Source organism: bacterium (assembly GCA_024228115.1).
Taxonomy (GTDB): Bacteria; Myxococcota_A; UBA9160; order UBA9160; family UBA6930.
This window is the reverse complement of record JAAETT010000130.1, coordinates 1-10,893: the sequence shown is the minus strand read 5'-3', so window position 1 is coordinate 10,893 and position 10,893 is coordinate 1. Positions and strand designations below refer to the sequence as shown.

Below are 10,893 nucleotides of genomic sequence, written 5' to 3'. Positions count from 1 at the left end.
TGATCCTCGGGAAGCCAATCCCGAAGCGAGGGCGGCAGGAGAAGCGACTGGTCCGGCTCGTAGCGTCGAAAGTCTCGCGGCATGGCTCACTCTAGCGAGACTCACCCCTCAATGGCCCTCTGCCGCGCAGACTCCTAGGCGTGACTTCCGAAGGCTGGGACGTCGGCTAGGGGCGCAACTCTTCGGCGCGGCGCCGGGCCTTCTCCCACATCCGCAAATAACCCTCGGCCGACTTGAAGAGCGGTTCGAGTTCTGCGTCGCTCACGCCGTCGCCCCGGATCTCCTCGATGAGTTCGGGGAGCAAGCCGATGTGTGCCAGGCCTTCGGTGTTGAAATCGATCGTGCGGTTTCCGACCTGGGGCTGGGTAAACGTGACGTCGCCAGCGTAGGACGTGAACGGATACGTCACAGGATCCTGCTGCGGCTCCGAGCAACCGCTATCCGGTCCGAAACGGGGCCCCGGCGCACCCGCGAAACCGTTCAGGTCGAAGTTGAAGCCCTCGGCCGGGAAGCCGCCGTTGTCTTCGATGCGCTGGATGCGCGCCTGGTAACCGTCGTCCACCGTCGCGGACGCGCTAGCGGAGCGACAGCGGCCGAAGCCGCTGCCCGAGACGCCGCCCAGGCGATACAGCTCCCCATGGTTGTTGCGGCCGTGGGTGCCCGCGGCGGGATAGTCGTTCTGGGCGAGGATTTCGTACGCCCGACGATAGGAACGCCGCGGAAAGTGATCGACCTCGATGATCATGCCCCGCTGCATCATCTGCTCGATCAGGAACTCGCCGAGAGGCGTCAGGCCCGCTGCCTGGCAGACCTCTTCGGGGCCAGGAGGCTGCAGTAGGAGGGGCAGGAAGGGCGCCAGGGTCTGGACCGGATCATTGGCGAAGCCACTGAAATCGTTGGGTGCGGGGGCGAAGTAGTCGGCGCGGGGCTGGATCAGCCCGGGGAAGGTGGCCGGACCCTGGTCGAAACCCGGCGGCACGCTCGGGTCGCAGTCGTTCGTGAAGTTGGAGAAGTGGCCGGTCTGGATGAAGTTGCCGAGTGCGATCACGGCTTTCGAGCCATCCCCTGCCGAGAATCCGTTGTCGTATTTGTGCACGGGGAAGAGCGCGCGAATGCCGCGATCGTAGTAGGCGTCGAGCTCTTCGATGATGTCCTGTTCGGTGCAGGAGGGGAACGCGGCGGAGGGCGTCAGGAAGCAATCGAAGAGGTTCGATGTCTCGATTCCGAGGATCACCGCCATCTTGCCGCGTCGGATCACCCGGCGAGCTTCGGCCGGAGAGCGCACGATACGGAACCAGCCCTTCCCGGGGCCGCCCTCCTGGGCGTCGATGTATTTCTGCATTGCGTAGGTCTCGTCGATGATGCGATCGACGGCGACCATGTCGTTGCACGCATAACGTGTGGGCTGGATGCCGCCCCCTGCGATCAGATCACAGATGATCTGATTCGTGGTGGCATGCTGCACGACGAGACGCAGCCCACCCAGGTAGGCGCGTTGGAGCCACCGGTAGTACTGCACCTGGTGGGTGGAACTCTTGGGGGCGTTCGGCCAGTCGGTGAACTCGGGGTAGCCGGCGGTTGCATGGTTCGCGGTGGGCGTCTCGCCGGTCACGAAGCTGAAGAGCAGGGCGTTCGTATCGCCGCGGTTGTCGAAGCCGAAGCCGAAGAGATCCTTGCGGCCTTCGGGCCCGTGGTAGAGCTCGCAATCTGCGAGGGCATGCTCGATGCCGAGGCGATGGAAGGGTGCGCCATGAAAGATGCCTCCCCCCCCGAAGCCGAAGTTGGACAGGATATGGGAGTGCGTATCGACGATGCCGAAGACCGAGCCGTCCTCGAACTCGAAGGGATCGGGGCTGCCCTCCGCATCGAGGGTGGCCTCGGGGAACTCGCTGCAATCCTCGCGCGGGATCAGCACCAGCTTCGCGGCTTTCTTGGCGCCATCGACCAGTCCGGTCGTGCGCAGGTAGTGCCCGCTGCGCCGGTGGCGGAGCCGAAGCGAAGGGCGTCGGCGCTGGAACGACGTCGAGAGTTCCCACTCCGCCTCGGATTCGAAGCCGTCATCGACCGTCGTGACGTCGGAGGCCAGGACGGCTTGTCGTTGGATGCCGCTGCCGTCGGAGACCAGGTAGGACCCGCCCTGGTCGTAGAACAGGGTAGGTCCCGAGAGCGGAAGGCTTCAGGAAGAAGGCCTCGGCGTCTCGCGCACGGCCATAGGAGAAGCGGTAGCCGGTGCCATCGCTCGTCGTCGCGAGCATCTTTGGCCAGAAACGTCCCGGATCGACTGCGCCCACGGCGTAGCATTGGTTGGCGACCTGGTAGACGGGCCCGCTATCGAGCTCCCGGCATCCAACAAGAGAGAAAAAGAGGGGCATAAGCCCCACAACCAGCCACCATTTCTGCATGGGTCCCTTCCGCTTGATTCCGCTGTGCCGCCGTGCAGGTCGACCGCGGGAGTTTACCACGCGTTTAGCCGCTCATGAACGGGAATCACGGGCCGAGACCGGGCGGTTCTCGACTCATCGAAGTGAGACATCATGCCACAATTTGCGTCGATCTGGAACGAGATCGGCCTCGGCCGGGTCGATCCTGCCTCGATGCGAGGCACGGGCCTTGCTTCGGGGACCCCCATGCGATCAGTACCGTCGGAGGGAATGCAGACACGGCCGCGGAGGGCTGGGTCGGTGGCTGGAATCATCGTGGCGGTGGCGCTCAGCCTGCCGCCCGGGCCAGCCCGGGCGGAGCCTCGGGCCGTGCTCGTCGCCACCGCCAATCTCAGCCCCGGCGCCTACGACGTGACCCTGCCCGACAAACTCAGCGTGCTCGAGGCCGGCGAGCATCGCATGCTGAGCTTCGAGGCTCCGGGTCGGCTCGAGGCGGTGGCGGCGGAAGGTCTCCCGATCGATGCGGGTCTCAAGGTCGCGTGGCTCGATGCGGCTCTCGAGCGCACCCGCGTGCGCCAGGCCGAGCTGCAGCTCCGCGATGCGCGCTCCCACCTACAGCGCATCTCTGGCCTGAAGCGCTCCAAAGTCGCCAGCGAGAAGGCGCACGAGGACGCAATCACCGCCGTCAGTCTTCGCGAATCCGAGCTCGACACGGCCCGCGAGCAGCTCGAGCGCAAGACCTTGCGTGCTCCCTTCGACGGTGTGGTCGCCGAGACCCTCGCGGAGCCGGGGGAGGTGGTCGGGGTCGGCACACCGATTGCCACGCTGATGCAGCTCGATGCTCTCACGTTGAGTGTCGGCGTGCCGGGCTATCAGGTGGGGCGGGTACGCGAAGGTGCGGAAGTCGCCGTCAGCGTTCCCGCGCTGGAAAACGAGCGCTTTCCGGGCGTCGTGGAACGTGTCGCGCCGGCCGCCGCTTCGGGGCGCCATCTCTTCGAGGTAGAGATCCTCGTTCCGAACCCCCATGGCAAGTTGCGCCCGGGCATGAGCGCGCGGGCCGCGATCGTGACGAGCGTGCTCGACGGTGTGATCGTCGCACCGCTCGAGGCGGTGGTGGAGCGGAGTGGACGGCGCACGGTGTTCCTCGCAGAGGAGGGCCGTGCCCGGGCCGTGGATGTCGGTGATGCGCCCCTCCACGGCGACCATATGCTGATCGCGATCAGCGACGGAAACGTCGAACTGGTCGTGCGCGGCCAGCATGGCCTCCGGGACGGAATGGCAGTGCGCGTCGACAACACGGTCCTGCGCGCCGCCGACCCTGGGCCTTGAAGATCCTCGACCGATTCATCGACCGGCCGCTGCCGGTCTTCGTGGCGGCGGTCGTGCTCGCGCTGGCAGGGATCTTCTGTCTCTCCGTCCTGCCCGTGAAGCGCGCGCCCAACATCGTGATCCCGTTCGCGTTCGTCGGAGCACCCTACGTGGGCGCCGCGCCCGAGGATGTGGAGACCGAGCTGACCCTGGAGCTCGAAGAGCAGCTGAATACCCTCGATGAGCTTCGGCACATGACGACGGTGTCCTCCGAAGGTTTCTCCACCGCGATCCTCGAGTTCGAGGATCGGGCCGACATGACCGAGAGCCTGCGCGATGTGCGCGATCGGGTCGACCTGGCCGAGGTCGAGTTCCCGGACGATGCGGATCCGGCGGTGGTCCGAGAACTCAGCCTCGACGACGTTCCGATCATCTTCTTCACCTTGCGCGGTGCTGATCTCTTCAACCTGCGGGACCTGGCCGAGGATCTGAAACCTCACCTGGAGAGTGTCCCAGGAGTGAGCCAGGTGGACGTGTTCGGTGGCTACGAACGCGAAGTGCAGATCCTGGCCGACCCGGCCGCGCTTGCCGAGTTCGATCTCACCCAGGCCGATCTGGTCCGGGCGGTTGTGCGCCAGAGCCGCAGTCTTCCGGCCGGGGAGCTGCGCTCCGCGGGTGCCCAACGGCAACTCCGCTCCACGGGCGAGTTCGAGTCATTGGAGGAGATCCGGGACATCGCCATTGCCAGCGAGCCGACGGGGGTGCTGACCCTGCGCGACGTAGCCGAGGTTCGGCTCACGCACGAGCGCCTGACTTCCGAGGCCTGGATCGATGGCGAACCGAGCGTGACCCTGCGCGTCCGTCGGCGCCCCCACGTGAATACCCTCGATACCGTCGAGCGGCTGCGTGCGGAGGTAGACCGGCAGCGCGCCAAGCTCCCACCAGGCGTGCAGATCGATGCGACATCGGATAGCTCCGATGAGATCCAGCGGATGATCCGGCAGCTCGGAATCAGTGCGGTCGTGGGGCTCGTGCTGGTGGTTGGCGTGCTGCTCTGGATGTTCGATCTACGCCAGGCCCTGCTGGTTGGCAGCGTGCTGCCGTTCGCGGTGCTGGCAACGTTCGTCGGCCTCTACGTATTCGACATGGCGATCAGCAACATCGCATTGTTTGGTCTGATCCTGGTGCTCGGCCTCGTGGTCGACGGCGCGATCATCGTGGGAGAGGCGATCCAGAGTGAGCGCGAGGCGGGGCTGCGGCCGGATCAGGCCGCTAAGGCCGCGCTCGATCGCGTGGCCACACCCGTCATCGCTGCGGATCTCACCACCATCGCGGCCTTCGTTCCGATGCTTCTGATGGTCGGTGTCATGGGTCAGTTCATGTCGGTGCTGCCGAAAGTCGTGGTGTTCGCGCTGATGGGCTCGGTCTTCGTGGATCACCTGCTGCTGCCGGCGGCATCGGCACGCATCCCGCGCCGGCCCGCACGGGATCCGAAACGGGGGGGATGGCTGGCGCCGGATCTCGCACGTTTGCGCAGCGTCTATGCCAGGGCACTGAAGAGGGTGCTCGCACGTCCACGTCCAGTGGTTGCAGCAGCGCTCCTGGCCCTGGCGGGTTCCGGCGTGCTCTTCATGAGTGGCGCAATCGACAGCATCTTCCTGCCCCGCACGGATCGGAGCCGGTTCACCGTGAACTACGCACTTCCGCTCGGAACCCCGCTCGCAGAGACGAGCCGCGTGGGTGAGCTGATTTCCCGGCGGGTTGCCGTCCTCCCGGAGGTGGGGAGCTACGTGCTCACGACGGGGGACACCGGCGCTCTCACGACCGATACCCGGGAGGCGGGTCGCTATGGGCCTCAGTACGGACGCATCAATGTCGAGCTCGTCCCTACCGGGGAGCGTCGTCGCGGCCAGGCCGAAATCGTGCGCGGGCTGCGTACGGATCTCGCTTCGTTCGCCGGCGTGGAGATCGACGTGCACGAGCCCAGCGAAGGGCCGGGCGTCGGCGCTGCTCTCGCGATCCGGGTGAAGGGAGAGAGCCTCTCGGCGATCGCTGCAGCCGCACGGAGCGTGGAGGCCGAAGTGGCCTTGCTCGACATGGCCGAGGACGTGCGCGTCGACTACGACGACACGAAGCCGGAGATCCAGGTCGATGTCGATCGGCCCCGTGCTGCTGCGCATTTCGGAATTGCCACGGACCAGGTCTCTCGCGCGCTGCTGACGGCATTTCACGGAATCGAGGTCGGACGCATGTGGATCGCCGGGCAGCGTGTCGACCTGCGCTTGAAGGCCCCGGAGAGCTACGACCAGACTCTCGAGCGGGTTCGCGAACTTCCGCTTCGCGCCGCCTCGGGTGCGATCGTGCCCCTGGGCGAGATCGCCGCGGTGAATCTGAGCTTCACCCACGACGCGATCTTCCGACACGACACACGTCGCACGGTGACGGTCCGCGCCAATGTCTCTGCGGAGGCTTCGTCCGTGACCCTCGAAGCCGCGGCGCGCGAAGCGCTGGCGACGCTTCCGCTGCCCCATGACATCGATCTCGAATTCGGCGGTGAGACCGAGGAGCGCGATCGTTCCTACGCCAGCCTGTGGGACGCGCTCAAATGGGCCGCGGTGTTGATCTACGCGATCGTCGTCGTGCAGTTCAATTCCCTGCGACAGCCGTTCATCGTGCTGTTCGCGGTCCCGCTATCGGTCATCGGCGTCACCCTGGGCCTGCTCGTCACGGGCACGCCGTTCAGCTTCATGGTGTTCATCGGCATCGTGTCGCTCACGGGGATCGTCGTGAACGACGGAATCGTGCTGATCGATGCAATCAACCGGCTGCGCCGTGCGGGCATGTCGCTCATGGATGCCGCTTCGGCGGCCTCTGAGACGCGCTTCCGTCCGGTGTTATTGACCACGATCACGACCATCGCCGGGCTGCTGCCGCTGACACTGGGGATCGCCGAGGGTGGTGAGTTCTGGGCGCCGCTCGGCATCGCGGTGATCTCGGGCCTGCTGGTTTCGTCGATGATGACCCTCTTCGTCGTTCCGGTGATCTACACGCTGATCGAGGGCCCGCATCGTGGCTTCAGGCGTTCGGCGAAGGCCGCTGAAGAGGGTTCCGGAAGCTAGCCGGGCAAGCATGCCGGTTGGAGGCGGGCCTCACGGAAGGTCACCGCTTTCGCGCCGCCTGCGTACGCTAGGCCCTGGAATGCGCCGGTTCCTCACCGGGCACGCTGGTGGGCTTGCGGCCGGCCACACCGGCGCGCCGCACGGCTCGCCCGCGATCCGCCGATTCGAGCGCCGCGGCGCTGATGCGGGCGATCCTCATGTCGCCGAACGGCGTGCCGAGCCCGGAGTTCACGATCAGCCCCACGGCCAGATCGCGGCTCGGATCCGCCCAGGCTCCGGAGCCACCGAAGCCGAAATGCCCGAAGGCGTGCCGCGGTGTCCCGCGCGTGGTGAATACGCCGTGATAGCCGAGGCGCCACTGCATATCGAAGGGAATCACGACGCGGTGGGCGACCTTGGTCTGCACGCGCGTCGCTCGAAGCAGCGCCTTCTTGGAGAGGATTCGTGTCCCGCCGATCTGGCCTCCGCCGGCGAGCGCCGCGTACATTCGTGCAAGGGAACGAGCCGTGAACAGGCCGTTCGCCGCAGGAATCGATGCGCGCAGGGTCTCTTCCGCACCAAAATCGAAATCATCGATCCCGCGCGGTGCGAGCGAATCGAGAATGCTGCGCAGGTCGACCTGAATACCTGCGAGTCGTGCGCCGATCTCCACCAGCGGAGCTGCGGCCGTCATCCCCTGGCGCACCATGCTCTGGCCGATCCAGCGGGGTCCCACGCTGGATCGCGGCCAGATGAGCTCGGCGGCCCGGCTGAGTTCCTCCTCGGGGGTGCCGATGAACATGCCATCGAGCCCCAGCGGCGTGGCCAACTCCTCCTTCACCAGGTCGGAAAAGGCTCGACCGGTCACACGCTGAAGGATCTCGCCGACCAGGTAGCCATACGTCAGGCCGTGGTATCCGGTCCGCTCCCCGGGCGTGTGGATCGGCTCGGTCTCCTCGATGGCGGTGATCATATGCTCCCAGTCGAGCATTCGATCGGCCCGGTCGATCATCTCGCGGATGTGGTAGAGGCCGGATTGGTGCGAGAGGATCTGTCGAACGGTGATCTCTGCCTTGCCGGCTGCCGCGAACTCGGGCCAATGCTTCGCAACGCGATCGTCGTAGTCGAGCAACCCGCGATCGACCATGATGTGAAGCAACGTCGATGCGACGCCCTTCGTGGTCGAGAAGCTGGGCGACATCGTCTCCTTCAGCCACGGCTGCCCGGCGGCATCGCGGACGCCGCCCCAGAGATCCACGACGCAGTGCCCACGGTGGTAGATGCAGACCGCTGCGCCGCCCACGGAACCGTCGAGTTGCTCACGCAGCCGATCCGCTACGGGGCCGAAGTTGGGGTGCAGGAATCCATCGATGGCTACGAACGGCTCGGAGGCCGGCCGTAGATTGTGGAGCAGGCTCATGGGGGGAGACCAAGCAAACGACGCGCCAGCGAAACGTGCACGACGTGCGCGCAGGAAGCTCCACGCGGGGCGTTTCGCCCCGCGATCGAACCTGAATGGGGGCACTACGTCAGCTTGGATGCCGGGCCATTCGGATGAGCGGGGATCACCGCAACGCGAACTGCACCGGGACCCGCACTTCGAGCGTTGCCTTCCCGAGGGCCGCAGGGAGGCGCGGGAAGGGTTGGGCCCGCTCGATCATGGCGAGCGCCTCGCGATCGAGAATCGAGTGGCCCGAACTTCGCTGGATACGCCGCCAGAGCACGCGGCCGCGCCGATCCAGTTCGAAACCAACGACGGCTTCGCCCTCCAGTCGTTGGATACGCGCTCGCCTCGGGTATCGCCGCTGTTGTGCAAGCCGCCGGCTGAGAATGCTGAGATAGCGCGCTTCCGCGGCTTCGCCGCCTGGGTTCATCACGTTCACGGCCTCTTCCGCGGCGGCTTCGGGGCGCGGCTCGGTCGGCGCGAGAGGTGTCGGTGAGGGAGTCGCGGCGGCCAGCGGTTGGGGCGGCTTCGCCGGCGTTGCTTCTTCTTGCACGGGCACCACGGTTTCTTCTCGCGGCTCGGGCTTGGGAATCGGAGGGGGGACGGGTTCGGGTGTGGGAGGAGGTTCTGGAAGGGGAGCCGGCGCGGGCGGCGGTGGAACGGGCACGGGCTCAGTCGATGCGGACGCGCCAGCAGACGAGCCTAACGTCAGCACCAGGGTATGGACCTCGGGTGTTCGACTCGCGGAGGCGCGCACGATCACGATCGAAGCGCCCAGATGGAGAAGGGCGGCCAGGCCAAGAGCCACGGCCCAATGCCGGGGGAGGATCTCCATCAGGGCTCCGCGGCCCGCCTGGTGCGGATCACGACCCGCTCGATCCCTATCTCGCGCAGCGAATCCAGGACGTCGAGGAGCATCCGCGACGAGGCGCCACGATCCGCCTCGAGTTGCACTCCCAACGAAAGCTCGTCCGCCAGTCGCTCTTCCACCTCGGAAGCGAGGGCGTCCAGCGGGATTTCCTCACCACGGATCGCGACCCGTCCGTCCGCAGAGAGCAGCACGACCACCGCGTCGTGGGTCACACTGGCCCCGGAGGCGCTTTCGGGAGGAAGAACGGAAAGCGGATCCGGTGGCGTGAGGGTTCCCGTCAGGACGAAGAAGATGAGCAGGAGGAAGACGACGTTCACGAGCGGGATCATGCTCTCGTCGGCAGGTTCGCTTCGCGAAGGTGTCTCGAATCTCACCTTGCTTCTCCGGGACTGCGCGCAAGCGTGATGTTCGTTCCGCCCGCCGCGGCGATGTCGTCCAGGGCGTGCACGACCTGCTGGAGTGGAGCCTCGGGGTCGGGTACGACGGCCACTCGTCGCTCCGGGCCGGCGGCAAGCAGTCGAGCGATCGCCTCCGTCAGCTCTCCTCTTGCAACTTCCTCACCGAGCAGCTGGAAACCGCCGTGCTCGCGAACCCGAACCACGATGGCCTCTTCGTCGGCTCGTTCTGCGACGACGACAGGCGCCTCGATCGCGATCCCGCTCCAATCGAGGAAGCTCGTGGCCAGCATGAAGAACACGAGCAGGATGAACACCACGTCGACCAGCGGTGTGAGCCCGATTCGAATCGGGCGGGACGGCTTGGCGTCAATCTGCACCCTGTGCTCGGCTGGAGGTCAGGCTCTTTGCACCCTCGACCGTCCGGGTCTCCGGCGCGAGTTCGACGGTGAACACGGAAGTGGCCGCGTCCTCCATCGCATGTCCGAGCCGACCCACCCGGCCTTCCAGCCAGTTCAGCAGGGCCACGGCGGGGATGGCCACGGAGATCCCCACGGCCGTGGTCAGCAACGCTTCCCAGATGCCGCCAGAAAGGATGGTCGGATTGGCGCCGTTTCCGGCGCGTTCGAGCTGTTGGAATGCCTCGATCATGCCGAGCACCGTGCCGAGCAGCCCTAGCAACGGGCTTAGCGTGGCAATCGCCTCCAGCCCGCGGAGATTGCTTCGCAGGCGTTGGAGATGAGCCATGCCCACCCGGGCGACCTCCTCTCGGACGACGTCCGCACTCACGCCTGGATGTTGCAGGCCTCGAATGGCGACTTCGAGCACGCGCGCCACCGGGCTCCTCGATCCCGCCAGGATCTCGAGAGCGCCGTCCACGCTGCCTGCTCGCCACTCCGCGATTGCCGCGCTGACGAAACGCCGCTCGCCGATCTGCATGGCGCGAAACTGGTAGAGCTTGATGAGGACGATCGTCAGCCCAACGACGGAAGCGGCGGCCAGTACGACCATGACCGGGCCGCCCAACCTAACCATCTCGAGGGCCTGGGCGAGACTCGTCCCCACCGATTCGGAACCGATGCTCCCGACATCCACGAGTGTATTGGGCTCATCCATCGAACTCGTTACCTGGTCGTCAGCGGCCGCGGGCACAGCATCGGCAACCTGTTGCGTGTCGGTCACCAGCCCGGCCGAGCGGAGCCTCCCGGCGCTGGACGGCGGACCATAACAGACGTCCGGAATGCCCGACAACGTTGCCTAGGAGTCTGCGCGGTAGAAGCGAGATCGGCCGCGTAGCGTGGGATTCTCGGTTGAATTGTTGCGGTGAGTAGGGTCTGGGGCGCCCGGGACCGCGAAGGCTCCGGATCGGGTGTGAGCCGGGGTTGCCCTGGAAGCC

Annotated in this window: 8 protein-coding genes; 2 read left to right on the top strand and 6 right to left on the bottom strand. The window is 66.3% G+C overall.

What is annotated here, in order from left to right; all coding sequences use genetic code 11:
• Positions 1-166: 166 nt before the first annotated feature.
• Complete coding sequence (locus tag GY937_06325) at positions 167-1,915, bottom strand: hypothetical protein (GenBank protein ID MCP5056327.1); 1,749 nt, start codon at positions 1,913-1,915, stop codon at positions 167-169.
• A gap of 766 nt (positions 1,916-2,681) precedes the next feature.
• Here GY937_06325 and GY937_06320 point away from each other — a divergent pair.
• Positions 2,682-3,710 carry an efflux RND transporter periplasmic adaptor subunit gene (locus GY937_06320; protein ID MCP5056326.1) on the top strand — a complete coding sequence of 343 codons (1,029 nt, stop codon included), beginning with the start codon at positions 2,682-2,684 and terminating at the stop codon, positions 3,708-3,710.
• On the top strand, positions 3,707-6,808 hold the full coding sequence (locus GY937_06315) for an efflux RND transporter permease subunit (protein MCP5056325.1): 3,102 nt from the start codon (positions 3,707-3,709) through the stop codon (positions 6,806-6,808). Before GY937_06320 ends, GY937_06315 begins: the two co-directional genes overlap by 4 nt.
• Before the next feature lie 67 nt (positions 6,809-6,875).
• Here the strand turns inward: GY937_06315 and GY937_06310 are convergent, their stop codons facing one another.
• The 5 genes from GY937_06310 to GY937_06290 all read right to left on the bottom strand — a co-directional run bounded on the left by GY937_06310 (position 6,876) and on the right by GY937_06290 (position 10,613).
• Positions 6,876-8,207 (bottom strand): beta-lactamase family protein, encoded by a 1,332-nt coding sequence (locus GY937_06310; protein MCP5056324.1) that lies wholly within the window; start codon positions 8,205-8,207, stop codon positions 6,876-6,878.
• A gap of 145 nt (positions 8,208-8,352) precedes the next feature.
• A complete protein-coding gene (locus GY937_06305) occupies positions 8,353-9,066 on the bottom strand; it encodes a TonB family protein (protein ID MCP5056323.1) in 714 nt (237 codons plus the stop codon).
• Positions 9,066-9,476: a biopolymer transporter ExbD gene (locus GY937_06300; GenBank protein MCP5056322.1), complete on the bottom strand. Its 411-nt coding sequence runs from the start codon at positions 9,474-9,476 to the stop codon at positions 9,066-9,068. Before GY937_06300 ends, GY937_06305 begins: the two co-directional genes overlap by 1 nt.
• Complete coding sequence (locus tag GY937_06295) at positions 9,473-9,877, bottom strand: biopolymer transporter ExbD (protein ID MCP5056321.1); 405 nt, start codon at positions 9,875-9,877, stop codon at positions 9,473-9,475. The genes GY937_06300 and GY937_06295 overlap by 4 nt, the downstream gene beginning before the upstream one ends.
• Positions 9,867-10,613, bottom strand: coding sequence for a MotA/TolQ/ExbB proton channel family protein (locus GY937_06290; GenBank protein MCP5056320.1), 747 nt, complete (start codon positions 10,611-10,613; stop codon positions 9,867-9,869). Before GY937_06290 ends, GY937_06295 begins: the two co-directional genes overlap by 11 nt.
• Positions 10,614-10,893 lie beyond the last annotated feature (280 nt).